The organism is Pseudoponticoccus marisrubri (assembly GCF_001482405.1).
GTDB lineage: Bacteria > Pseudomonadota > Alphaproteobacteria > Rhodobacterales > Rhodobacteraceae > Pseudoponticoccus > Pseudoponticoccus marisrubri.
The window spans coordinates 557,740-579,945 of sequence record NZ_LPXO01000001.1; the positions used below are offsets into that span (position 1 = coordinate 557,740).

Here is a 22,206-nt window from a genome sequence, read left to right on the forward strand (position 1 = left end):
GGGAGACGTTACCGTCGCTGCGTAACCTTAGGGGGCGTCCCTTGCGACAGAGGCGCGTGCGTTGGCGTCTATGGGCGCGCATATGGCGGCTTGGCCCGAGTCGTGCAAGGGGTTTTCGCGGCGCGGCACGGATTATCCCGGCCGGGGCTCAGCCCGTGTCGCGCAGGCATCGCTGCGGGGTCTTTCCGCGCGGTCCGCGCGTCTCGGCGCCGCAATGGATGCAGGTCCAGCGGCTCTGGTCTCCCTGCGGGTATTCCCGCCAGCGGCAATTGCGCGTGGCGCGGTTCGAAAAGACCGCGATGAGGATGAAGGCCACGACCAGCCCGACGATCACAAGCATGCCGCATGACCTATGGCGAAGCGGCGCCGCGGGCAAGGCGCCGGGGTTCCCCCTGCCCTGCTCCCCGGCGCGTCACGGGGCCGTTTGCGCTCGAGGACGGCGCCGGAGGCGCAAGGACGAGGGATCCTGCGCGCGCCCGCAGGGCGCGCTCCGTCGGATCAGGCCCAGTCCGCCGCGGCCTCGTAGGCCGGGCTCTCGAACGGGGGGCATGGCGCGGGGGTGTAATAGGCCCAGGCCTCTGCCAGCGCCTCGCGGGCGGCGCGTGCCTTGCGGCTGCTCTGGATGTTCATCTGCGTGGTCTTTCCGTCTCTGAATTCCCTCCCCGACGCAGCAGATAGATCATGCGTCGTGCCGCGACATGGGCACGGCTGCATGTCCGGCATGAGCCCATCACAACCCCATGAAAAAGCCCCGGAACCATCGGTTCCGGGGCCCTGTCACACCGCGGATGGCGATCTCAGACGGCGCGTTCCACCATCATCTTCTTGATCTCGGCAATCGCCTTGGCCGGGTTCAGACCCTTGGGGCAGGTCTTGGTGCAGTTCATGATCGTGTGGCAGCGATAGAGCTTGAACGGATCCTCCAGCTGGTCCAGCCGCTGGCCCGTGGCCTCGTCGCGGCTGTCGATGATCCAGCGATAGGCATGCAGCAGCGCGGCCGGTCCAAGATAGCGGTCGCCATTCCACCAGTAGGACGGGCAGGCGGTCGAGCAGGACGCGCACATCACGCATTCATAAAGCCCGTCCAGCTTCTTGCGATCCTCGATGGACTGCTTCCACTCCTTGGCCGGCCGGTTGGTCTTGGTCTCCAGCCACGGCATGATGCTGGCATGCTGGGCGTAGAAATGCGTCAGGTCCGGGATCAGGTCCTTGACCACCGGCATGTGCGGCAGCGGGTAGATCTTGACCTCGGCGCTGGAAATCTCGTCCAGCCCGTAGATGCAGGCCAGCGTGTTGATCCCGTCGATATTCATCGCGCAAGAGCCGCAGATCCCCTCGCGGCAGGACCGGCGGAAGGTCAGGGTCGGGTCGATCTCGTTCTTGATCTTGATCAGCGCGTCCAGGACCATCGGCCCGCAGGTCTCCATGTCGACGAAATAGGTGTCGACCCGGGGATTCTCGCCGTCATCGGGGTTCCAGCGGTAGATCTGGAACTTGCGCGTCTTCTTGGCGCCCTCGGGCTTGGGCCAGGTCTTGCCGGTGCGGATCTTGGAATTCTTTGGGAGCGTGAACTGAACCATCTCTCTCTCCTATCGAAGCAGGGCGGGCAGGCCTTCGGCGGCCAGGCAGGTCAGGGTTTCGGGTTTCGAGACGATCTGGCTGACGATCTCGATCGTGCCTTCGGTCGGGCCCAGCACGGCATCGGCGGCGAGTGCGCGGATCTGCACGGCGCTGGCATTGTCGATCAGGCAGTCGATGGCCGGCTCGACCGGCAGGGCCGGATAGCGGTCGGTGACCACCCGTGTCAGCGTGGCGCGGGCCGCGTCGCGCGTGATGCGGTCCTGCGCCTGCGGCGAACAGGCCGCCAGCCCGAGGGCCAGAAGCGCCGTGCCAAGCGCGGGCCGGATCAGTCGAGGCAATAGAGCGTGCCCCGATACATGCGCGGCGCCCCCGGATAGCAGCCATAGCTGCCCGAGGTCACGATGACCGGCACCTTGTACCGGCGCTGCCGGTAGTCGACAGGGCCGTTGTAGTAGCGTGCCGAGTTCGTGCATTGCGCCAGCGCCGCGCGGTAGCGCGCGGCATAGCCCGATTTGGACCCGTCATAGGCATAGGCATGGGCCTGTGCCTCGCAGGACTGTGTGACCGGCAGGTGACCGCCGGCCTGGGCCGACAGGCCCGCGACGCAGAGCGCCGCGGCGGTGAAAAGGGCAGTGCGCATCAGAAGGTCCTCGCCTTGGGGGCGATCTTTTTCAGCGCGATGCCGCCCTCGTCCTCGTTGGTGAGCGGGTCGGTAATCACCGGACGATAGCTCAGGTCGACCTTGGCCTTGTCGACAGTGGCAATCGTGTGCACCCGCCACGTCTCGTCGTCGCGCTCGGCGTGATCTTCATGCGCATGGGCGCCGCGGCTTTCCTTGCGCGCCTCGGCGCTGACGATCGTGGCCAGCGCGTTGGGCATCAGGTTGGTCAGCTCCAGCGTCTCCATAAGGTCCGAGTTCCAGACAAGGCTGCGATCCGAGACCTGAATGTCGTCCATCTTGCCCGCGATCGCGGTCATCGCGGTCACGCCCTCGGCCATGGTCTTGGCGGTGCGGAAGACGGCGGCGTCGCGCTGCATGGTCTTCTGCATCTCCAGCCGCAGCTCGGCCGTGGGCACGGTGCCCTTGGCGTGGCGCAGCCCGTCGAACCGGTCGAAGGCGCGGTCGATCTGGTCGGCCGGCGCCGTCGGCACGGCCGTCTCGGGGTTGACCACCTTGCCGGCGCGGATCGCGGCGGCGCGGCCGAAGACCACGAGGTCGATCAGCGAGTTCGAGCCCAGCCGGTTGGCGCCGTGCACACTGGCGCAGCCCGCCTCGCCCACGGCCATCAGGCCCGGCACGATGGCGTTGGGATCGCTCTCGGTCGGGTTCAGCACCTCGCCCCAGTAATTGGTCGGGATGCCGCCCATGTTGTAATGCACCGTGGGCAGGACCGGGATCGGCTCCTTGGTGACGTCGACCCCGGCAAAGATCTTGGCGGATTCCGAGATGCCGGGCAGCCGTTCGGCCAGCGCCTCGGCCGGCAGGTGCGACAGGTTGAGGTGGATGTGGTCGCCTTCGGCGCCCACGCCGCGGCCCTCGCGGATCTCCATGGTCATCGAGCGGCTGACATAGTCACGCGGCGCGAGGTCCTTGTAGGTGGGCGCATAGCGCTCCATGAAGCGCTCGCCCTCGGAGTTCGTCAGGTAGCCGCCCTCGCCGCGCGCGCCTTCGGTGATAAGGCAGCCCGAGCCGTAGATGCCGGTCGGGTGGAACTGCACGAATTCCATATCCTGCAGCGGCAGGCCCGCACGGGCCACCATGCCGCCACCGTCACCGGTGCAGGTATGCGCCGAGGTGGCCGAGAAATAGGCGCGGCCGTAGCCGCCGGTGGCCAGCACGACCATCTTGGCGTTGAACACGTGGAAGGTGCCGTCATCGAGTTTCCAGCACAGCACGCCCTTGCACTCGCCATTCTCCATCAGCAGGTCGATGGCGAAATATTCGATGTAGAACTCGGCCTGCTGCTTGAGCGACTGGCCGTAAAGCGTGTGCAGGATGGCGTGGCCGGTCCGGTCGGCCGCGGCACAGGTCCGCTGCACCGGCGGGCCCTCACCGAACTCGGTCGTGTGGCCGCCGAAGGGACGCTGGTAGATCTTGCCCTCTTCGGTGCGCGAGAAGGGCACGCCATAATGCTCGAGCTCATACACCGCCTTGGGCGCCTCGCGCGCGAGGTACTCCATCGCGTCGGTGTCGCCCAGCCAGTCGGATCCCTTGACCGTGTCGTACATGTGCCACTGCCAGTTGTCCGGGCCCATGTTGGACAGCGATGCGGCAATGCCGCCCTGCGCGGCGACGGTGTGCGAGCGGGTCGGGAAGACCTTGGTCACGCAGGCGGTGCGCAGCCCCTGCTCTGCCATGCCCAGCGTGGCCCGCAGGCCGGCGCCCCCGGCGCCCACCACCACGACGTCGTAATCGTGGGTTTCGTATTCGTATGCAGCCATGTTCCTCAGCCTCGTGTCTCGTGCGGGCCGGCATTCCCGTCCGGAAGGCGCGGCCATGGCAGAAGCGCGGTCACGGCCGACCTGCGCTCCCGCGGTTGTGGTCTGTCAGAGCGCCAGCTTGGCGATGGCGAAGATGCCCACCGCCGCTGCGCCGTAGCTGACGCAGGTCATCAGAAGGATCAGGATCTTTTCCCACAGGCCGTGCACATAGTCCTCGATCAATACCTGCACACCCATGTTGAAATGGTGAAAGCCCACGAGGATCGTCAGCGCCGCCACGATCGCCGGGAAGGGCCGCGCGTAATAGGCGAGGATCTCTTCGTAGGTGCCGCCCAGCGCCGGCCCGAAGGTGAAGACGAAGAGCGGCACGAGGATGAGCAGCGCCACCGAGCTCTTCTTCATCGCCCAGAAATGCTCGGTCCCGGATTTCGCGGAGCCCCAGCCAACGGCGCGCTTGCGATCGGTCAGAAATGCCATGGTCGGCCTCCTCAGATGATGATGACGGTGACGATGGTCAGGATGACCGAGCCGAACACGACGCCCCAGCCCAGCTTCTCGGCGCGCTCGAGCTCCAGCATCTGCGCGTTGTCCCAGACCAGGTGCCGGATGCCCGCCAGCGTGTGGTACCACAGCGCCCAGAGCGAGCCGAACAGCACCAGGTCGCCGAAGCCCGAGGTCAGGACGGCATTGGCCGTGCGGAAATACTCCTCCGAGGTCGCCGCGGCGAGCAGCCACCAGATCACCATCAGCGCGCCGATCAGCAGCGCGTTGCCAGTGATGCGGGTCAGGATCGAGGTGACGGAGGTCAGTTGCGGCCGGTAGTACTGGCCGATCATGAAGGGCGAAAGCGGGCGGTTGCCGCGGTTCACGTCGGGCATTGGGCTTTCCTTGTCGTGGTCCGTTTGTACTGGTTCTACTTCATTTTATCCGCCTGTCACGCGCGGCGCGCCTGAAATGGCGCGGTTTTTTGGCGCAATTCGGGAAAAATCAAGATTTGTGATCACGCACTTGCAACGTGTGATCACATGGTTTCGCTAACAGCGCGGGCCTGAAACGCAAAGGGCCGGCGCGCTGCGCCGACCCACGGATTCTGTCAGGAAAAGGGGACACCAGAGCGCCGGACGGCCGCCCGTGCCCTGTCACTCGGGAAAACCCATGTGCCGCAGGGCAAGGCTGCCTTGCTGGCGCAGGGCCGGGTCCTCGGAGCGCAGATCGCGGTGGATTCGCGCCATCAGCGGGGTCAGCGCCTTGTTGCGGATCAATCCGCGCATGGTGTCGGGCATCTGCTCGGCCGGGATGGCCAGAAGATCATCGGGTGCCGAGGGCAAGGCTGGACGTGTCATGTGCGTCTCCCTGTACTGGTGCGGTCGTTCCTCTCCCCAGGCAGAAGGATACGGAACCCTGACCGGCGCGCCAAGCCCCGTCTTCGTGTCAGCCGCATCACCGGACGCAACGTCCGGCTTGCCCGGTCATTTCGGAATCAGCACCCAGATGTCGAGATCCAGCAGCACCCCGGGCAGGTAGCGCCCGTCCTCGCCCCGCAGATCGAAGGGCGCACCGTCTTTGTTCGCGACCAGCCGCAGCCGCAACGCCCCGACCCCGGGAGCCGGCGTGTCGGCCTTGTCCAGCACCTCGGACCAGGCCTTGACCGTGTCCCCGGCAAAGCAAGGCCCGGCATGGGCGCCGCCGTTAAGCCCGACCACCATCTGCGCATTTGCCAGACCGTTGAAGCTGAGCGCGCGCGCCAGCGAGATCACGTGCCCGCCATAGATCAGTCGCCCCTCGGGGCGGAAGCTGAGGTCGAAATGCACCTTGGCCGTGTTCTGCCAGAGCCGCGTCGCCATCATGTGCTCGGCCTCTTCCACCGTCACGCCGTCCACGTGGTCGATGGTCTCGCCGATCTCGTAATCGCTCCAGCGATGCGGCTCACCCGCCAGGGTGAAATCGTAGCCGGTGAAGTCGAGCCCCTCGGGAATGACCAGATCCTCGGGCGCCAGCGCCTTTTTCAGCTCGGGCAGCACCGTCTCGGGCGCGGGGGCCTCGGCGTCGCGCTTGCGCACCATGACCCAGCGGCAATATTCCAGCACCGCCTCATCGCGCTGGTTGAGTCCGCGCGTGCGCACATAGACCACGCCGGTCTTGCCATTGGAATTCTGCTTGAGCCCGATCACCTCGGAGGAGGCGCGCAGCGTGTCGCCGGGCCAGACCGGGCGCAGCCAGCGCCCCTCGGCATAGCCCAGGTTCGCCACGGCGTTCAGCGAGACGTCCGGCACCGTCTTGCCGAAGACAAGGTGGAAGGCCGCGAGGTCGTCGATCGGCGCGGCCGGCAATCCGCAGGCCTGCGCGAAGGCGTCCGAGGAATAGAGCGCATGCCTTGCCGGGTAGAGCGCGTGGTAGAGCGCCCGCTCGCCCCCCGAGACGGTGCGCGGCACCGCGTGGTCGATCACCTGGCCCACACGATAATCCTCGAAGAAGCGGCCCGGGTTGGTTTTGGTGCCCATCACTGCTCTCCCAGCTTGAGGTCGGGGCTGTAGGCGCCCGGGGCCTCCTTCACCACGGCCTGCCCGCAACGCATGACGCCGTTGGCGGCGTCGAAGGCGTAAGTCGGCGCGCCGTGCAGCTCCCAGCCCGCGTTCAGCGCGGCAGTGACCTTGTGGCAGAAGGCAGACGTGTCGTCGGCGGTGAGAAAGCGATAGAGTTTCATGAGCTTATCCGAATGCTGGGTAGCCGAGCAGACCGTGGACCCAACCGATGGCCAAGAGCAGCACGACGCTGGCGGCCAAGAACATCGCGTCCTTGGCAATCGGCCCCGGTTCGCGCGGGGTCCAGTCCGGCTCGGCCCGGTTGATGATGACGATCTCGGCCAGCGCCCAGGCCAGCAGACCGCCGAAGAGGATGAAGGAGGGCACGTCGCCATTGACCAGCAGGTGCGCGCCGGCCCAGAGCGCAAAGCCCGTCAGCATCGGGTGACGCATCCCGGCCAGCAGCTTGCCCTTCTTGGCGGCCGGGCTCATCAGGTAGATCGCGATCAGGATGGCAAGGTTGTTGATGCCCACCGTGGCCGGGTGACGGCCCCAGAAGAAGGCCCCGTCGGCCATGCGATAGCCGATGATCATGAGCAGGATACTGACCCCGATGGCGGCGGCGATCAGCCCCTTGCCCTTGTCGCCCATCTGCGCGCGCTGCGCCGGCGCGAACCGCTTGAAGAAATGCGCGCCCGCCCAGAGCAGGACACCGAGAATCAAGATCAGCATGGCTTTCTCCCTGGCTGTGCTGGCGCGACCCTGTCGCTATTCCGCCAGCGCCGCAATGGCCTCGGCCTTGGCCAGCGTCTTGCGGGCGGTGTCCACGTGCAGGTTCTCGACGATCTTGCCATCGACCACGGCGACGCCCTGCCCCTCGGCCTCGGCGGCGCGGAAGGCGTCGATCTGGCGCTGCGCGAGGTCGATCTCGGCCTCGGAGGGGGCGAAGGCCGCGTTGGCGATGTCGACCTGCGCGGGGTGGATCAGCGTCTTGCCATCCATGCCCATGTCGCGGCCCTGAGCGCATTCCGCTTTCAGGCCCTCGTCATCCTTGAAGGCGTTGTAGACCCCGTCGACGATCACCGCGCCATGCGCCTTGGCGGCCAGAAGGCACAGGCCCAGACCGGTCATCATGGGCAGGCGATCGGCGCGGAACCGGGTGTTGAGGTCCTTGGCAAGATCGTTGGTGCCCATGACGAGCCCCTGCAGCCGCGGATGCGCGGCGATGGCGGCGGCGTTCAGCATGGCGGCGGGCGTCTCCATCATCGCCCAGAGCGGCTTGTCGCACAGCGCGGCCAACGCGTCGAGATGTTCGGGCCCCTCGACCTTGGGCAGCAGCACCGCGTCGCAGTCCATGGCGGCCACGGCGCGGGCATCCTCGGCGCCCCACTCGGTGTCCAGCGCGTTGATCCGCACGATCCGCGTGCGCTTGCCATAGTCCTCGGCCAGCGCGCGCGCCAGCGTGTCACGCGCGGCGGCCTTCTCGGAGGGCGTCACCGCGTCCTCGAGATCGAAGATGATCGCGTCCACGGGCAGGGTGCGGGCCTTTTCCAGTGCGCGCTCCTTCGAGCCGGGAATGTAGAGAACCGAGCGGTAGGGGCGCGTGCGCAGATCCATGACAGCCTCCGATAGGGTAACTTTGTTGCGCATGGGTGGCCATTTTTGCAGGAATGTTCAACCCGAAATTTGCCGCATCGCAGAATTTGCCCGCAATTCGGGCAATCCCGGCACCAGCCGGCCGCCACCGCGCGGCGCGTTAACCGGATCGGAACCGGCATGGACGGAAGCTTGACCCATGGCCGGCGGACCGGCCGGGGCACGCGGGCACAGGGCCGGCGCGCCGCCTCAGAGGGGACCGAACCGCCCCCGGGACCATCCCCGGGGCCAAACCGGAAGGTGACGACATGACGGAGAATTTCGTGAAACTCGGCCTGCTCTCGGCGGGCCTGGTGCTGGGGGCCGCCACGCTGGTCGATGCACAACAGCTGCGCCACTGCGCCCCGCGCGCCGCCGTGGTCGAACGGCTGGCCATTACCTATGGCGAGACGCGCCAGAGCATGGGGCTGGGCAGCAACAACGCGGTGATGGAGGTCTTTGCCTCGCCCGAGTCGGGCTCGTGGACGATCACGGTGACCCTGACCAACGGCATGACCTGCCTTGTCGCCAGCGGCCAGGCCTTCGAGGAACTGGCCGACGCGCTGCCACCCAAGGGCGACCCGGCCTGAGCAGTCGGGCCTGAAAACGTCGGCGGAGGGCCGAACGCCTTCCGCCTGCCGGCACGGGGCACCTCAGGTCAGCGCGACCCAGACCAGCCGCAGCCCGGTCAGCGTCAGCGCCACGTAGGTGATCGCGAAGAAGACGCGCTCGGACACGTAGTGATGCGCCTTGATGCCCAGCCACGTGCCCAGCACGGCAAAGGGCGCCAGCGCCAGATCCATCATCAGCGTCTCGCGCGTGAAGATCCCCATGCCCCCATAGAAGCCCGCCTTGAACAGGTTGACCGCCCAGAAGACCAGCACCGTGGTCGCCTGGTAGGTGGTCTTGGCCAGCCCCTGCCCCAGCAGGAACACCGCCGCCACCGGCCCGCCGGCATGGCTGACGAAGCTGGTGAAGCCCAGCCCCAGCCCGCCGGTCAGCCCGGTCACCGGCCCGGCCCGCCGCGTGCCCAGCCGGATCAGCCCGCGCGCCGTGGCGAATTGCCAGGCGACGAAGGACAGCGCCACCATGCCGATGATCAGCCGGATCGTGTCCGCATCGGCCCAGGCGTAGAACAGCGCGCCCAGCACCGTGCCCGGCACCCCGCCCAGCAGCAGGATCCGCGCCGCCGGCCAGTCCCACTTGCGCCAGTAGGCCGGCAGGCTGGTCACGTCGATCAGCATCAGCAGCGGCAGCATCAGCCCCAGCGCCACCCCCGGCTCCAGCATCAGCGCCAGAATCGAGGCGCTGGCAAAGGCAACGCCCGAGCCGAAGCCCCCCTTGGAAATGCCGGCGAAAATCACCGCCGGGATGGTCAATGCAAAGACCGAAAGGCTGAACAGCTCCACCCGCGCCCCCTTTATTCCGTGCGCAGGGCTGCGTTTATCCTGTTGAATGCACAGGCGATAGCCCTAACAGGTGACGATGCCGCGCCGCCGCACTCTTGCGCGGGGCGTCGCGAAGGCTTACGCCAACGGGCAAATTCACGAAGGACCGGAGATCAAATCCATGGCCAGACCCAAGATCGCCCTGATCGGCGCGGGACAGATTGGCGGCACCCTTGCCCATCTTGCAGCAATGAAGGAACTGGGCGACGTCGTCATGTTCGACATCGCCGAGGGCATCCCCGAGGGCAAGTCGCTCGACATCGCCGAGTCCGGCCCCTCCGAGGGCTTCGACGCGCGGCTGAAGGGCACGCAGGACTATGCCGACATCGCCGGTGCGGATGTCTGCATCGTCACCGCAGGCGTGCCGCGCAAGCCTGGCATGAGCCGCGACGACCTGCTGGGCATCAACCTCAAGGTCATGAAGGCCGTGGGCGAAGGCATCCGCGACAACGCGCCCGATGCCTTCGTGATCTGCATCACCAACCCGCTGGACGCGATGGTCTGGGCCCTGCGCGAATTCTCGGGCCTGCCCCATGCCAAGGTCTGCGGCATGGCCGGCGTGCTGGACAGCGCGCGCTTCCGCCATTTCCTCAGCCTCGAATTCGACGTCTCCATGAAGGACGTGACCGCCTTCGTGCTGGGCGGGCATGGCGACACGATGGTGCCGCTGACGCGCTACTCGACCGTGGCCGGCATTCCGCTGCCCGACTTGGTCAAGATGGGCTGGACCACGCAGGAGAAGCTGGACGCCATCGTGCAGCGCACCCGTGACGGCGGCGCCGAGATCGTCGGCCTGCTCAAGACCGGCTCGGCCTATTACGCGCCGGCCACCTCCGCGATCGAGATGGCCGAGGCCTATCTCAAGGACCAGAAGCGCGTGCTGCCCTGCGCGGCCTATTGCGACGGCCAGTTCGGCCTCGACGGCTTCTACGTGGGCGTGCCCACGGTGATCGGCGCCGGCGGGATCGAGCGGATTGTCGACATCAAGATGACCAAGGACGAGCAGGCGATGTTCGACCACTCGGTGGGCGCGGTGAAGGGCCTGGTCGAGGCCTGCAAGGGCATCGACGAAACCCTGGCCTGAGGCCATCCCCGAAGATGACTGCAAAGCCCCGGCCCCGCGCCGGGGCTTTTTTTGTCTGGCACGGGGCTGCGCGCGCCCGGGGCGACTCGGGGTTCGGCACGGGGCGCGACGGTCTCTGCGCTAACAGTCGGGAGGCTTGTGATCACACGTCGGAAAGCTGTGATCACAAATGCCCCAAATCCGGCGGAAATTTGCATCCGCCGCAAGTTTTCATTTAACCTCCGCCTGCAGACCGGCCTAAATCGCGCCAATCCGAAGCAGAACGGGGACAGACGACCCATGAATATCCACGAATACCAGGCCAAGGCGCTGTTGCGCGAATACGGAGCGCCGGTGTCAGATGGCCGCGTCGTGCTCAAGGCCGACGAAGCCAAGACCGCAGCCGGGGAAATGGATGGACCGCTCTGGGTCGTCAAGGCGCAGATCCACGCCGGCGGGCGCGGCAAGGGCAGCTTCAAGGAGGCCGATGCCGGCGACAAGGGCGGCGTGCGGCTGGCCAAGTCGGTGGAAGAGGCCGAGATGGAGGCCAAGCGCATGCTGGGCCGCACGCTGGTGACCAAGCAGACCGGCCCGGCCGGCAAGCAGGTCAACCGCATCTATATCGAGGACGGCTCGGGCATCCAGACCGAGATGTACCTCGCCCTGCTGGTCGACCGCGTGACCAGCCGCGTCTCTTTCGTGGCCTCGACCGAGGGCGGCATGGATATCGAGGAAGTGGCCGAGAAGACCCCCGAGAAGATCCTGTCCTTCTCGATCGACCCGGCCACCGGCTACCAGGCCTTCCACGGCCGCCGCATCGCCTTCAACCTCGGCCTGACCGGCAAGCAGGTGAAGCAATGCGTGGCGCTGATGGGCACGCTCTACAAGCTGTTCCTCGACAAGGACATGGAGATGCTCGAGATCAACCCCCTGATCGTCACCGACGAGGGGGACCTGAAATGCCTCGACGCCAAGATGGGCTTTGACGGCAACGCGATCTACCGCCATGCCGACATCGCCGCGCTGCGCGACGAGACCGAGGAAGACCCCAAGGAACTGGCGGCCTCCAAGTACGACCTGAACTACATCGCGCTGGACGGCGAGATTGGCTGCATGGTGAACGGCGCGGGCCTGGCCATGGCGACCATGGACATCATCAAGCTCTACGGGGCCGAGCCGGCCAACTTCCTCGACGTGGGCGGCGGCGCCACCAAGGAGAAGGTGACCGAGGCGTTCAAGATCATCACCTCGGACCCCAACGTCAAAGGCATCCTGGTCAACATCTTCGGCGGCATCATGCGCTGCGACGTGATCGCAGAGGGCGTGGTCGCCGCGGTCAAGGAAGTCGGCCTGCAGGTGCCGCTGGTGGTGCGCCTCGAGGGCACGAATGTCGAGAAGGGCAAGGAGATCATCAACACCTCCGGCCTGAACGTCATCGCCGCCGACAACCTCTCCGACGGGGCCGAGAAGATCGTGAAGGCGGTCAAGGGATAGGTTCGTGTTCTCTCCCGTTCCCACGACCCCGGGTCAGGATTGGATCCTCGCGGCCGCTCTCGGCCTGCTGATCGGTCCTTGTGTGCTGCTGATTGCAGCCGGCAAACCTGAGTGGGTGCGATACGTGGCATGGGCGCAAATGGCGCTGCTGGCACTGGTCGTGCTGCGCAACATCCTGACCCCCGTGCCGGTCTTCGGAACATTCGTGATCATCTACCTTCTGGTGCTTGGGCTGCTGGTCCTCGCGCTGGCTGCGGGAGCGAAGTTTTTGGCGGGTCTTGTGCGCAGGCATGTCTGGCGTGTCGCTGCACAGCCCGAAAAGCAAATCAAATAGGAGCCAACGAAAATGGCCGTCCTCGTCAATGAGAACACCAAAGTCATCTGTCAGGGCCTGACCGGCTCGCAGGGTACCTTCCACTCCGAGCAAGCGATTGCCTACGGCACCAAGATGGTCGGCGGCGTGACCCCCGGGAAGGGCGGGACCGAGCATCTCGGCCTGCCGGTCTTCAACTCGGTCCACGAGGCCCGGCACGTGACCGAGGCCAATGCCTCCGTCATCTACGTGCCGCCGCCCTTCGCCGCGGATTCGATCCTCGAGGCGATCGATGCCGGGATGGAACTGATCGTCTGCATCACCGAGGGCATCCCGGTGCTGGACATGATGCGCGTCAAGCGCGCGCTCGAAGGCAGCGCCAGCCGGCTGATCGGGCCGAACTGCCCCGGCGTCATCACGCCCGACGCCTGCAAGATCGGCATCATGCCCGGCCACATCCACAAGCGCGGCAAGGTCGGCGTCGTGTCGCGCTCGGGCACGCTCACCTACGAGGCGGTCAAGCAGACCTCCGACATGGGCCTGGGCCAGTCCTCGGCCGTGGGCATCGGCGGCGACCCGATCAAGGGGACCGAGCATATCGACGTGCTGGACATGTTCCTCGACGATGACGAGACCGAGGCGATCATCATGATCGGCGAGATCGGCGGCTCGGCCGAGGAAGACGCGGCCGAGTTCCTGGCCGAGCAGAAGAAGAAGGGCCGCTGGAAGCCCACCGCCGGCTTCATCGCAGGCCGCACCGCCCCTCCGGGCCGCCGCATGGGCCATGCCGGCGCCATCGTCGCGGGCGGCAAGGGCGGCGCCGAGGACAAGATCGAGGCGATGAAATCCGCCGGAATCGTCGTCGCCGACAGCCCCGCCACGCTGGGCGAGGCCGTGATGAAGGCGATCGGGTAAACGATCGCCATGTCCGCGTCAGCCCATCGCCCGAGGGCCCTGGCATCCATGATCGCCCCGCTGCCTGCCATGCAGGCGGCGGGATCGGATGTCACCGGTGGTTCGGGAGCAGGGCCAAGCGGGCGCTGGCCGGACGGCCCGCCGACCGGCCGCGGTGCCAACCACCCGACACGCCTGCCCGGCCATGCTTGCCATACCGCGCCGGGTGACGCGCGCCGGACCGTCCCCTATATCCATCAAGTTGCGCCCCCCGGATTGATCCCCTGCGGAAAGGAACGCTCATGACTGACCAATCCCCCAATGACCTGTTCCACGCCTCGAGCTTCATGCAGGGGCACAATGCCGAGTATCTCGAGCAGATGTATGCCCGCTATGCCGCCGATCCGAACGCGGTCGACGCGGCCTGGGCGGATTTCTTCCGTCAGCTCGGCGACGAGGACATGGACGTCAAGAAGGAGGCGCAGGGGCCCAGCTGGGCGCGCGCCGACTGGCCGCCAACGCCCGATGACGACCTGACCGGCGCGCTGACCGGCGACTGGCCGATGCCCATGGTGCCCGCCGAGGCGAAGGGCGCGGCCAACAAGATCCGCGAGAAGGCCGAGGAGACCGGCGTCAAGGTCAGCGACGACCAGGTGCAGCGCGCCGTGCTGGACAGCATCCGCGCGCTGATGATCATCCGCGCCTACCGGATCCGCGGCCACCTGGCGGCCGATCTCGACCCGCTGGGGCTGCGCGACACCTCGAACCACCCCGAGCTGGATCCGAAATCCTACGGCTTCACCGAGGCCGACATGGACCGGCCGATCTTCATTGACAACGTGCTGGGCCTGCAGATCGCGTCGCTGCGCGAGATCGTCAGCATCGTCAAGCGCACCTATTGCGGCACCTTCGCGCTGCAGTACATGCACATCTCGGACCCCGAGCAGTCGGCCTGGCTGAAGGAGCGGATCGAGGGCTACGGCAAGGAGGTCAAGTTCACCCGCGAGGGGCGCAAGGCGATCCTGAACAAGATGGTCGAGGCCGAGGGCTTCGAGAAGTTCCTGCACGTCAAGTACATGGGCACCAAGCGGTTCGGTCTCGACGGCGGCGAAAGCCTGATCCCCGCGATGGAGCAGATCATCAAGCGCGGCGGCAACCTCGGCCTCAAGGAGATCGTCATCGGCATGCCGCATCGCGGCCGCCTGTCGGTGCTCGCCAACGTGATGAACAAGCCCTACAAGGCGATCTTCAACGAATTCCAGGGCGGCAGCTTCAAGCCCGATGACGTGGACGGCTCGGGCGACGTGAAATACCACCTCGGCGCCTCTTCCGACCGGGAATTCGACGGCCACCCGGTGCACCTGTCGCTGACCGCCAATCCCAGCCATCTCGAGGCGGTGAACCCGGTGGTGCTGGGCAAGGTGCGCGCCAAGCAGGACCAGCTGAAGGACAGCGAGCGCACGGCGGTGATGCCGGTGCTGCTGCATGGCGACGCGGCCTTTGCCGGCCAGGGCGTGGTGGCGGAATGCTTCGCGCTGTCGGGTCTGCGCGGGCATCGCACCGGCGGCACCATGCATATCGTCGTGAACAACCAGATCGGCTTTACCACGGCGCCGCATTTCTCGCGCTCCTCGCCCTACCCCACCGACAACGCGCTGGTGGTCGAGGCGCCGATCTTCCACGTCAACGGCGACGACCCCGAGGCCGTGGTCCATGCCGCCAAGGTGGCCACCGAGTTCCGCCAGAAATTCGGCAAGGACGTGGTGCTGGACATCTTCTGCTATCGCCGGTTCGGGCATAACGAGGGCGATGAGCCCATGTTCACCAACCCGATCATGTACAAGAAGATCAAGCAGCAGAAGACCACGCTGTCGCTCTATACCGAAAGGCTGGTCAAGGACGGGCTGATCCCCGAGGGCGAGATCGAGGACATGAAAGCCGCCTTCCAGGCCCATCTGAACGAAGAGTTCGAGGCCGGCAAGAACTACAAGCCCAACAAGGCCGACTGGCTGGATGGCCGGTGGAGCCATCTCGACAAGCAGAAAGAGGGCAAGTACCAGCGCGGCAAGACCGCGATCAGCGAGGAGACCGCCAAGTCGATCGGCACCGCGCTGACCCGGGCGCCCGAGGGCTTTGCCATGCACCGCACGGTGCAGCGCCTCGTCGAGACGCGCGGCAAGATGTTCGAAAGCGGCGAGGGCTTCGACTGGGCCACGGCCGAGGCGATGGCCTTCGGCTCGCTGCAGCTGGAAGGCTACCCGGTCCGCCTGGCCGGGCAGGACAGCACCCGCGGCACGTTCAGCCAGCGCCATTCGGCCTTCATCGACCAGAATACCGAGGATCGCTACTACCCGCTGAACAACATCCGCGAGGGGCAGGCCCGGTTCGAGGTGATCGACAGCGCGCTGAGCGAATACGCGGTGCTGGGCTTCGAATACGGCTACTCGCTGGCCGAGCCCAACGCGCTGACCCTGTGGGAGGCGCAGTTCGGCGATTTCGCCAACGGCGCGCAGATCATGTTCGACCAGTTCATCTCGTCGGGTGAAAGCAAGTGGCTGCGCATGTCGGGCCTTGTCTGCCTGATGCCGCACGGCTTCGAGGGCCAGGGCCCGGAGCACAGCTCGGCCCGGCTGGAACGCTTCCTGCAGATGTGCGGGCAGGACAACTGGATCGTGGCGAACTGCTCGACCCCGGCCAACTACTTCCACATCCTGCGCCGCCAGCTGCATCGCAGCTTCCGCAAGCCGCTGATGCTGATGACGCCGAAATCGCTGCTGCGCCACAAGCTCTGCGTCTCCGAGCTGAAGGATTTCGTCACCGGCTCCTCTTTCCACCGGGTGCTGTGGGACAGCGCGGATTCGGGCGAGAGCGATACCAAGCTGAAGCCCGACTCCGAGATCAAGCGCGTGGTGATGTGCTCGGGCAAGGTCTATTACGACCTGCTGGAGGAACGCGACGCGCGCGGGCTGGACGATGTCTACCTGCTGCGGGTCGAGCAGTTCTACCCCTTCCCGGCGCTGGCGCTGGTGAAGGAGCTGGAACGCTTCCCGCAGGCCGAGATGATCTGGTGCCAGGAAGAGCCCAAGAACCAGGGCGCGTGGTCCTTCATCGAGCCCAATATCGAATGGGTCCTCGGCCGCATCGGCGCCAAGCATCCGCGCCCGCGCTATGTCGGCCGCGCCACCTCGGCCTCGCCGGCGACGGGCCTGGCCAGCCAGCACAAGGCACAGCAAGAGGCGCTCGTGAACGAGGCGCTGACCATCGACTAAACCTCGGGCAGCCAAGCCGCAGGGTATCAAGAAGGGAACTGAGACAATGACCGAAGTGCGCGTCCCCACGCTTGGGGAATCCGTGACCGAGGCAACCGTGGCCACGTGGTTCAAGAAGCCGGGCGACACGGTGGCCGTGGACGAGATGCTCTGCGAGCTGGAGACCGACAAGGTGACGGTGGAGGTGCCCTCGCCCGCCGCCGGCACCCTGTCGGACATCGTCGCGAACGAGGGCGACACGGTGGGCGTGGACGCCCTGCTGGCCAATATCTCGGAAGGCGACAGCGGCAGCGACGCCGCGCCCAAGGCCAAGGAGGCCAAGCCCGACAGCGCGCCGGCGCAGGAAAGCGCCCCGGCCGCGGGCGGCGCGCAGACCGACGTGATGGTGCCGACGCTGGGCGAATCCGTCTCCGAGGCGACCGTGTCGACCTGGTTCAAGAAGGTGGGCGACAGCGTTGCGCAGGACGAGATGCTCTGCGAACTCGAGACCGACAAGGTCTCGGTCGAGGTGCCCTCGCCCGCCTCGGGCACGCTGGCCGAGATCGTCGCCGACGAGGGCGCCACGGTCGAGGCCAATGCCAAGCTGGCGGTGATCTCCTCCAATGGCGAGGTCAAGGGCGCCGCCCCGCAGGAGAATGCCGAGGCCGCCAACGGCAAGCAGTACGAACAGCCCCCCGCCGGCGATGGCGGCCCGGGCAAGGACATCAAGGACGGCCCGGCGGCCGAGAAGGCCATGGCAGAGGCCGGCATCAGCCGCGACCAGGTGCAGGGCTCGGGCCGTGACGGGCGGGCCACCAAGGAGGATGTCTCGCGCGCCGTGGCAGCCGCCTCGGCCCAGCCGCAGGCCAGCGCGCCCGCCCCGGCCCCGCGCGCCCCGGTCAGCGCCGAGGATGCCGGGCGCGAGGAGCGGGTCAAGATGACCCGTCTGCGCCAGACCATCGCGCGCCGCCTCAAGGACGCCCAGAACACCGCCGCGATCCTGACCACCTACAACGAGGTGGACATGACCGAGGTCATGGCGCTGCGCAGCCAGTACAAGGACATGTTCGAGAAGAAGCACGGCGTGCGCCTGGGCTTCATGTCCTTCTTCACCAAGGCCTGCTGCCACGCCCTGAAAGAGGTGCCCGAGGTCAATGCCGAGATCGACGGCACCGACATCGTGTACAAGAACTTCGTGCATATGGGCATCGCCGCGGGCACGCCGCAGGGCCTTGTCGTGCCGGTGATCCGCGATGCCGACGCCATGTCCTTTGCCGAGATCGAGAAGGCGATCAACGAGAAGGGCAAGCGCGCGCGCGACGGCAAGCTGTCCATGGCGGAAATGCAGGGCGGCACCTTCACCATCTCGAATGGCGGTGTCTACGGCTCGCTCATGTCTTCGCCGATCATCAACCCGCCGCAATCCGGCATCCTCGGCATGCACAAGATCCAGGACCGGCCCATGGTCATCAACGGCGAGATCAAGATCCGCCCGATGATGTACCTCGCGCTGTCCTACGATCACCGCATCGTCGACGGCAAGGGCGCGGTGACCTTCCTCGTCCGCGTCAAGGAAGCGCTGGAAGATCCGCGTCGCCTGCTGATGGACCTGTAAGAGGCGGTGGGGGAAGACCCCCATCCCATGGCGGGCGCGGCACACCGCGCCTGCCCTTCCCGGGAACGGGCGCTGTCATGACCGTCAAGACCACCAGCATCGCGTGCAGCGCGCCCCCGTCGGACCGGCCGGCGGCATGAGCGACGGTGCCTGCATATCGGCCGCGACCCTCTATCGCGACGCGGTCGCGCGGCGGCGGGCCTTCCGCCTGCCGGGCTACCCGACGCTGGCCGAGGCCGGGTTCGACGGCGACTATGTCTCGCCCATCCAGATGAGCTCGGGCAACCTGACCGGGCCGATGCTGATCTCGAAGGACTGGCTGGATGCGCCCTCGGCGGCGCGCCATCATGCGCAGCTGAGCCGCACCGGCTACCTGCCTGACAACCCGTTCAACCGGGTGATCGACAAGGTGCTGGCAATGCTGGGCCTCGCGCGTGCCGATATCTACATCACGCCGGTCTTTCATTTGCTGGTGTCGAAGCGCTCCTCGACCATTCCGCCGGCCCATGCGCGCGCCTGTTTCAAAGCGGTGGGCCAGTACGAGCTGCTGGGCCGCCGGCCCGTCGCGCTCGGCACGGACTCGGCCCGCGTGCTGCGCGCCTTCGGCATCGACCACGTGCCAGCGCCGCACCCCTCGGCGCGGATCGGCAGTTTCGACCTGCGCGCAAGCCGCATCGCCGACGCGGTGGCCCGGGCATGAGCGGCGCCGCTCCCCAGCCGCGCGTGGCGCTGGCCGCCTGCATGCGCAACGAGGGCCCCTTCGTGCTGGAATGGGTGGCCTATCACCGGCTGATCGGCTTCGACCCGGTCATCGTGGTGACCAATGACGTCACCGACGGCTCGGACGCGCTGCTGGACCGGCTGGCACAGCTGGATGCCGTGACCCATCTGCGCCAGACCGTGCCGCCGGGGGCCGCGCCGCAGGATGCGGGCATGGATCACGTGCTGGCGCTCTGCCGCGATCAGGGCATCCCCTTTGTCATGCATCTGGACAGCGACGAATTCCTGGCCATCCTGCAGGACGACCTGGCCGAGATCCTGCGCCGGGTCGAGGGGCTGGGCGCCGACGTGGTGGCTGTGCCGTGGCGCGCTTTCGGCGACAGCGGGCTGCGCGACTGGACGCCCGGCGATCTCGTGCTGGAGCGCAACACGCGCGCCGAGCCGGCGCCCGAGCCGGGCGTGGCCAAGTTCAAATCGCTGTTCCGCGTGGCCAGTTTCGGCGGCGCTTCGGATCATATGCCGCGCGCGCCGCAGGTGCCTGATCCGCTGGTCATCCGCCCCGACGGCAAGGCGTTGCGCAACGCGCCGCTCTTCTGGCCCGAGACGACCTCGCGCTACCGGCCGCATGGCACGGCGACCGCCTCGGCCCGGGCGCAGGTCTATCACTACGCGCTGCGCGCCGAGGACGTCTTCCTTATGAAGAACGACCGTGGCAACGGGCAGGGCAAGACCGGCGACACCAAGTACCATCTGGGATCGCGCTGGCACCGGCTGGCCAATCGCAACGATGTCGAGGAGACGCGCATGCTGTCACTGGTGCCGCAGATCCGTGCGCAGATCGCCGCGTGGCGGGCCGATCCGGCGCTGGCCGCCTGCGAGCGCGCCTGCCATGACTGGTTTCTCGCCCGCAAGGCCGCCGTCCTGACGCCCGCGCAGCGCGCCGCCTGGACACGAAAGGCCCCCGCATGAGCCGCATCCCCCCGCCCCCACCCGTCACGCCGGCCGACCGCCTTGCGCGGATGCGCGAGACGCTGGCCCTGGGCACGCCCGGGGCGCTGCGCGCCGCGGGCTTTGCCTGGACGCGCTACGACGCTGACGATGCGGGCGCCAGCCACGCGGACTGCGCAGGCTGCGCCGCGCGGATCTCGGATGGCGACTGGGGCGACAACCACCCCCGCGCCTTCCGCGACGGCGCGCTCTGGCTCTGCCCCTATTGCCACGCTTTCCTGCAGGGGGTCGAAAGCGGGCGGGAGGGCGCGCCATGACGCCCGAGCTGACCTGCCTGGCCCTCGCCGCGCTGTGGCAGATGGTGCAATACGTGCTGATGTCTGTGCCCGCCAACCGCGAGTTGGGCACCGACAGGACGTTGGGCCCGCGCGACGGGGGCGACCTGCAGGCGCAGCTGTCGCCCAAAACGGCGCGGCTGGTGCGCGCGCTCGACAATCATTTCGAGGGGCTAATCCTCTTTGCCATCGCGGTGATGGTCATCACCTATGCCGACAAGGGCGACGGCGTGACCGCCGTGCTGTCAGGGGTCTACCTCGTCGCGCGCATCCTCTACGTGCCGGCCTATTACTGGGGGCTGACGCCGTGGCGGTCGCTGATCTGGCTGGCGGGCTTCGGCGCGACCGGCCTCATGCTGCTCTGGGGGCTGGCATGAACATCCGTTCCGGACATATCCGCTCTGGACAAATCCCCTGCCCGGCCCGTCTTGTGGCCGCAAACTCCGCGGGGCGCCGGGCTGGCGCCCTCCCCTGCCCCGCAATCAAGAAAGGAAACTGACATGGCAAATTACGACGTGATCGTCATCGGCTCCGGCCCCGGCGGCTACGTGGCGGCGATCCGCTGCGCGCAGCTGGGGCTCAAGACCGCCTGCGTGGAAGGCCGCGAGACGCTGGGCGGCACCTGCCTGAACGTGGGCTGCATCCCCTCCAAGGCGCTGCTGCATGCCACCCACCAGCTGCACGAGGCCGAGCACAACTTTGCCAAGATGGGCCTGAAGGGCAAATCGCCCTCGGTCGACTGGAAGCAGATGCTCTCCTACAAGGAGGACACGATCGGCCAGAACACCAAGGGGATCGAATTCCTGTTCAAGAAGAACAAGATCGACTGGCTCAAGGGCTGGGGCAGCATCCCCGAGGCCGGCAAGGTCAAGGTCGGCGACGAGGTGCATGGCGCCAAGTCGATCATCATCGCCACCGGCTCCGAGGCGGCCTCGGTCCCCGGCGCCGAGGTCGAGATCGACGAGAAGGTCGTGGTCACCTCGACCGGTGCGCTGGAGCTGAACAAGATCCCCAAGAAGCTGGTGGTGATCGGCGCGGGCGTGATCGGGCTGGAAATGGGCTCGGTCTATGCCCGGCTGGGCGCCGAGGTGCAGGTGATCGAGTATCTCGACACGATCACCCCCACCATGGATGCCGAGGTCTCGCGCCAGTTCCAGAAGATCCTGCAGAAACAGGGCCTGTCCTTCACGCTGGGTGCCGCGGTCTCGAAGGTCGAGGCGACCAAGACCAAGGCCAAGGTCACCTACAAGACCCGCAAGGATGACAGCGAGGAGACGGTGGATGCCGATGTCGTGCTGGTCGCGACCGGGCGGCGCCCCTATACCGACGGGCTGGGCCTCGATGCGCTGGGGATCGAGACCGAGCGCGGCATGATCAAGACCGACAGCCAGTGGCGCACCAACGTGGACGGCATCTATGCCATCGGCGACTGCATCGCCGGCCCGATGCTGGCCCACAAGGCCGAGGACGAGGGCATGGCCGCGGCCGAGGTGATCGCCGGCAAGCATGGCCACGTGAATTACGGCGTGATCCCCAGCGTGATCTACACCGCCCCCGAGGTGGCCAGCGTCGGCCAGACCGAGGAAGAGCTCAAGAAAGAGGGCCGCGCCTACAAGGTCGGCAAGTTCTCGTTCATGGGCAATGGCCGGGCCAAGGCGAATTTCGCTGCTGACGGCTTCGTCAAGATCCTCGCCGACAAGGACACCGACCGCATCCTAGGCGCTCATATCATCGGACCGATGGCCGGCGACCTGATCCACGAGATCTGCGTAGGCATGGAATTCGGCGCCGCGGCCGAGGACATCGCGCTGACCTGCCACGCGCACCCGACCTTCTCGGAAGCGGTGCGCGAGGCGGCGCTGGCCTGCGGCGACGGCCCGATCCACTCCTGACGAATACCTGCCCGGCCCGGGGGAACAGCCCCTTCGGGCCGGGCGCTCAACGCCCT

At 67.0% G+C, this 22,206-nt stretch carries 26 protein-coding genes; 12 read left to right on the forward strand and 14 right to left on the reverse strand.

The features are described 5' to 3' along the window. Window positions 1-148 precede the first annotated feature (148 nt). The 13 genes from AVJ23_RS02710 to AVJ23_RS02765 form a co-directional block, all read right to left on the reverse strand. On the reverse strand, window positions 149-340 hold the full coding sequence (locus AVJ23_RS02710) for a hypothetical protein (protein WP_058860590.1): 192 nt from the start codon (window positions 338-340) through the stop codon (window positions 149-151). Window positions 341-498: 158 nt separating this feature from the next. Further along, window positions 499-630: a hypothetical protein gene (locus AVJ23_RS23450; RefSeq protein ID WP_276203203.1), complete on the reverse strand. Its 132-nt coding sequence runs from the start codon at window positions 628-630 to the stop codon at window positions 499-501. Window positions 631-797: 167 nt separating this feature from the next. Further along, window positions 798-1,580 carry a succinate dehydrogenase iron-sulfur subunit gene (locus AVJ23_RS02715; RefSeq protein WP_058860591.1) on the reverse strand — a complete coding sequence of 261 codons (783 nt, stop codon included), beginning with the start codon at window positions 1,578-1,580 and terminating at the stop codon, window positions 798-800. Window positions 1,581-1,589: 9 nt separating this feature from the next. Continuing rightward, window positions 1,590-1,919, reverse strand: a complete 330-nt coding sequence (locus AVJ23_RS02720; protein ID WP_240484497.1) for a hypothetical protein — start codon at window positions 1,917-1,919, stop codon at window positions 1,590-1,592. Next, window positions 1,907-2,221: a hypothetical protein gene (locus tag AVJ23_RS02725; protein WP_058860592.1), complete on the reverse strand. Its 315-nt coding sequence runs from the start codon at window positions 2,219-2,221 to the stop codon at window positions 1,907-1,909. Before AVJ23_RS02725 ends, AVJ23_RS02720 begins: the two co-directional genes overlap by 13 nt. Further along, on the reverse strand, window positions 2,221-4,023 hold the full coding sequence (gene sdhA, locus AVJ23_RS02730; protein WP_058860593.1) for a succinate dehydrogenase flavoprotein subunit: 1,803 nt from the start codon (window positions 4,021-4,023) through the stop codon (window positions 2,221-2,223). Before sdhA ends, AVJ23_RS02725 begins: the two co-directional genes overlap by 1 nt. 105 nt (window positions 4,024-4,128) lie before the next feature. Beyond that, window positions 4,129-4,500: a succinate dehydrogenase, hydrophobic membrane anchor protein gene (sdhD, locus tag AVJ23_RS02735; protein ID WP_058860594.1), complete on the reverse strand. Its 372-nt coding sequence runs from the start codon at window positions 4,498-4,500 to the stop codon at window positions 4,129-4,131. Between the two features lie 11 nt (window positions 4,501-4,511). Then, entirely contained in the window at window positions 4,512-4,901 is a 390-nt protein-coding gene (sdhC, locus tag AVJ23_RS02740) for a succinate dehydrogenase, cytochrome b556 subunit (protein WP_058860595.1), read from the reverse strand. A 261-nt stretch (window positions 4,902-5,162) separates the two neighbouring features. Then, a complete protein-coding gene (locus AVJ23_RS02745) occupies window positions 5,163-5,366 on the reverse strand; it encodes a hypothetical protein (RefSeq protein WP_157772603.1) in 204 nt (67 codons plus the stop codon). 126 nt (window positions 5,367-5,492) lie between these two features. Beyond that, window positions 5,493-6,524, reverse strand: a complete 1,032-nt coding sequence (locus tag AVJ23_RS02750; protein WP_058860597.1) for a MaoC family dehydratase — start codon at window positions 6,522-6,524, stop codon at window positions 5,493-5,495. Next, the gene (locus tag AVJ23_RS02755) at window positions 6,524-6,727 is read right to left on the reverse strand and encodes a DUF1737 domain-containing protein (protein WP_058860598.1); all 204 of its coding nucleotides are present in this window, start codon (window positions 6,725-6,727) and stop codon (window positions 6,524-6,526) included. The genes AVJ23_RS02750 and AVJ23_RS02755 overlap by 1 nt, the downstream gene beginning before the upstream one ends. A 4-nt stretch (window positions 6,728-6,731) precedes the next feature. Continuing rightward, window positions 6,732-7,277 (reverse strand): NnrU family protein, encoded by a 546-nt coding sequence (locus AVJ23_RS02760; RefSeq protein WP_058860599.1) that lies wholly within the window; start codon window positions 7,275-7,277, stop codon window positions 6,732-6,734. Window positions 7,278-7,313: 36 nt separating this feature from the next. Then, window positions 7,314-8,162: an HpcH/HpaI aldolase/citrate lyase family protein gene (locus AVJ23_RS02765; protein WP_058860600.1), complete on the reverse strand. Its 849-nt coding sequence runs from the start codon at window positions 8,160-8,162 to the stop codon at window positions 7,314-7,316. Window positions 8,163-8,449: 287 nt separating this feature from the next. Between AVJ23_RS02765 and AVJ23_RS02770 the strand changes: the two genes are divergently transcribed. After that, complete coding sequence (locus tag AVJ23_RS02770; RefSeq protein ID WP_058860601.1) at window positions 8,450-8,770, forward strand: hypothetical protein; 321 nt, start codon at window positions 8,450-8,452, stop codon at window positions 8,768-8,770. Window positions 8,771-8,833: 63 nt separating this feature from the next. Here the strand turns inward: AVJ23_RS02770 and AVJ23_RS02775 are convergent, their stop codons facing one another. Then, window positions 8,834-9,589, reverse strand: a complete 756-nt coding sequence (locus AVJ23_RS02775; RefSeq protein WP_058860602.1) for a sulfite exporter TauE/SafE family protein — start codon at window positions 9,587-9,589, stop codon at window positions 8,834-8,836. 160 nt (window positions 9,590-9,749) lie between these two features. Between AVJ23_RS02775 and mdh the strand changes: the two genes are divergently transcribed. The 11 genes from mdh (at window position 9,750) to lpdA (ending at window position 22,150) form a co-directional block, all read left to right on the forward strand. After that, window positions 9,750-10,712 carry a malate dehydrogenase gene (mdh, locus tag AVJ23_RS02780; protein ID WP_058860603.1) on the forward strand — a complete coding sequence of 321 codons (963 nt, stop codon included), beginning with the start codon at window positions 9,750-9,752 and terminating at the stop codon, window positions 10,710-10,712. A 279-nt stretch (window positions 10,713-10,991) separates the two neighbouring features. Next, window positions 10,992-12,185, forward strand: a complete 1,194-nt coding sequence (gene sucC / locus AVJ23_RS02785; RefSeq protein WP_058860604.1) for an ADP-forming succinate--CoA ligase subunit beta — start codon at window positions 10,992-10,994, stop codon at window positions 12,183-12,185. A 4-nt stretch (window positions 12,186-12,189) separates the two neighbouring features. Next, the gene (locus AVJ23_RS22740) at window positions 12,190-12,519 is read left to right on the forward strand and encodes a hypothetical protein (RefSeq protein ID WP_157772604.1); all 330 of its coding nucleotides are present in this window, start codon (window positions 12,190-12,192) and stop codon (window positions 12,517-12,519) included. A 12-nt stretch (window positions 12,520-12,531) separates the two neighbouring features. Next, entirely contained in the window at window positions 12,532-13,413 is an 882-nt protein-coding gene (gene sucD, locus AVJ23_RS02795; RefSeq protein WP_058860606.1) for a succinate--CoA ligase subunit alpha, read from the forward strand. A 281-nt stretch (window positions 13,414-13,694) separates the two neighbouring features. Beyond that, complete coding sequence (locus tag AVJ23_RS02800; RefSeq protein WP_058860607.1) at window positions 13,695-16,661, forward strand: 2-oxoglutarate dehydrogenase E1 component; 2,967 nt, start codon at window positions 13,695-13,697, stop codon at window positions 16,659-16,661. Between the two features lie 46 nt (window positions 16,662-16,707). Beyond that, on the forward strand, window positions 16,708-18,255 hold the full coding sequence (odhB, locus tag AVJ23_RS02805) for a 2-oxoglutarate dehydrogenase complex dihydrolipoyllysine-residue succinyltransferase (RefSeq protein WP_058860608.1): 1,548 nt from the start codon (window positions 16,708-16,710) through the stop codon (window positions 18,253-18,255). Between the two features lie 136 nt (window positions 18,256-18,391). Further along, the gene (locus AVJ23_RS02810) at window positions 18,392-18,955 is read left to right on the forward strand and encodes a hypothetical protein (RefSeq protein WP_058860609.1); all 564 of its coding nucleotides are present in this window, start codon (window positions 18,392-18,394) and stop codon (window positions 18,953-18,955) included. After that, window positions 18,952-19,944, forward strand: coding sequence for a glycosyltransferase family 2 protein (locus AVJ23_RS23455; protein WP_084794240.1), 993 nt, complete (start codon window positions 18,952-18,954; stop codon window positions 19,942-19,944). The genes AVJ23_RS02810 and AVJ23_RS23455 overlap by 4 nt, the downstream gene beginning before the upstream one ends. Then, window positions 19,941-20,240, forward strand: coding sequence for a hypothetical protein (locus AVJ23_RS02820; protein WP_058860611.1), 300 nt, complete (start codon window positions 19,941-19,943; stop codon window positions 20,238-20,240). The genes AVJ23_RS23455 and AVJ23_RS02820 overlap by 4 nt, the downstream gene beginning before the upstream one ends. Beyond that, complete coding sequence (locus AVJ23_RS02825) at window positions 20,237-20,635, forward strand: MAPEG family protein (protein WP_058860612.1); 399 nt, start codon at window positions 20,237-20,239, stop codon at window positions 20,633-20,635. The genes AVJ23_RS02820 and AVJ23_RS02825 overlap by 4 nt, the downstream gene beginning before the upstream one ends. Before the next feature lie 123 nt (window positions 20,636-20,758). Beyond that, window positions 20,759-22,150, forward strand: coding sequence for a dihydrolipoyl dehydrogenase (lpdA, locus tag AVJ23_RS02830; RefSeq protein WP_058860613.1), 1,392 nt, complete (start codon window positions 20,759-20,761; stop codon window positions 22,148-22,150). Window positions 22,151-22,206: the final 56 nt, after the last annotated feature.

Excerpts from the sequence above, each read along its gene's own strand:
- AVJ23_RS02710 (WP_058860590.1), bottom strand. The coding sequence starts at position 340 with ATGCTTGTGATCGTCGGGCTGGTCGTGGCCTTCATCCTCATCGCGGTC.
- AVJ23_RS23450 (WP_276203203.1), bottom strand. The coding sequence starts at position 630 with ATGAACATCCAGAGCAGCCGCAAGGCACGCGCCGCCCGCGAGGCGCTG.
- AVJ23_RS02715 (WP_058860591.1), bottom strand. The coding sequence starts at position 1,580 with ATGGTTCAGTTCACGCTCCCAAAGAATTCCAAGATCCGCACCGGCAAG.
- AVJ23_RS02725 (WP_058860592.1), bottom strand. The coding sequence starts at position 2,221 with ATGCGCACTGCCCTTTTCACCGCCGCGGCGCTCTGCGTCGCGGGCCTG.
- sdhA (WP_058860593.1), bottom strand. The coding sequence starts at position 4,023 with ATGGCTGCATACGAATACGAAACCCACGATTACGACGTCGTGGTGGTG.
- sdhD (WP_058860594.1), bottom strand. The coding sequence starts at position 4,500 with ATGGCATTTCTGACCGATCGCAAGCGCGCCGTTGGCTGGGGCTCCGCG.
- sdhC (WP_058860595.1), bottom strand. The coding sequence starts at position 4,901 with ATGCCCGACGTGAACCGCGGCAACCGCCCGCTTTCGCCCTTCATGATC.
- AVJ23_RS02745 (WP_157772603.1), bottom strand. The coding sequence starts at position 5,366 with ATGACACGTCCAGCCTTGCCCTCGGCACCCGATGATCTTCTGGCCATC.
- AVJ23_RS02750 (WP_058860597.1), bottom strand. The coding sequence starts at position 6,524 with ATGGGCACCAAAACCAACCCGGGCCGCTTCTTCGAGGATTATCGTGTG.
- AVJ23_RS02755 (WP_058860598.1), bottom strand. The coding sequence starts at position 6,727 with ATGAAACTCTATCGCTTTCTCACCGCCGACGACACGTCTGCCTTCTGC.
- AVJ23_RS02760 (WP_058860599.1), bottom strand. The coding sequence starts at position 7,277 with ATGCTGATCTTGATTCTCGGTGTCCTGCTCTGGGCGGGCGCGCATTTC.
- AVJ23_RS02765 (WP_058860600.1), bottom strand. The coding sequence starts at position 8,162 with ATGGATCTGCGCACGCGCCCCTACCGCTCGGTTCTCTACATTCCCGGC.
- AVJ23_RS02770 (WP_058860601.1), top strand. The coding sequence starts at position 8,450 with ATGACGGAGAATTTCGTGAAACTCGGCCTGCTCTCGGCGGGCCTGGTG.
- mdh (WP_058860603.1), top strand. The coding sequence starts at position 9,750 with ATGGCCAGACCCAAGATCGCCCTGATCGGCGCGGGACAGATTGGCGGC.
- sucC (WP_058860604.1), top strand. The coding sequence starts at position 10,992 with ATGAATATCCACGAATACCAGGCCAAGGCGCTGTTGCGCGAATACGGA.
- sucD (WP_058860606.1), top strand. The coding sequence starts at position 12,532 with ATGGCCGTCCTCGTCAATGAGAACACCAAAGTCATCTGTCAGGGCCTG.
- AVJ23_RS02800 (WP_058860607.1), top strand. The coding sequence starts at position 13,695 with ATGACTGACCAATCCCCCAATGACCTGTTCCACGCCTCGAGCTTCATG.
- odhB (WP_058860608.1), top strand. The coding sequence starts at position 16,708 with ATGACCGAAGTGCGCGTCCCCACGCTTGGGGAATCCGTGACCGAGGCA.
- AVJ23_RS02810 (WP_058860609.1), top strand. The coding sequence starts at position 18,392 with ATGAGCGACGGTGCCTGCATATCGGCCGCGACCCTCTATCGCGACGCG.
- AVJ23_RS23455 (WP_084794240.1), top strand. The coding sequence starts at position 18,952 with ATGAGCGGCGCCGCTCCCCAGCCGCGCGTGGCGCTGGCCGCCTGCATG.
- AVJ23_RS02820 (WP_058860611.1), top strand. The coding sequence starts at position 19,941 with ATGAGCCGCATCCCCCCGCCCCCACCCGTCACGCCGGCCGACCGCCTT.
- AVJ23_RS02825 (WP_058860612.1), top strand. The coding sequence starts at position 20,237 with ATGACGCCCGAGCTGACCTGCCTGGCCCTCGCCGCGCTGTGGCAGATG.
- lpdA (WP_058860613.1), top strand. The coding sequence starts at position 20,759 with ATGGCAAATTACGACGTGATCGTCATCGGCTCCGGCCCCGGCGGCTAC.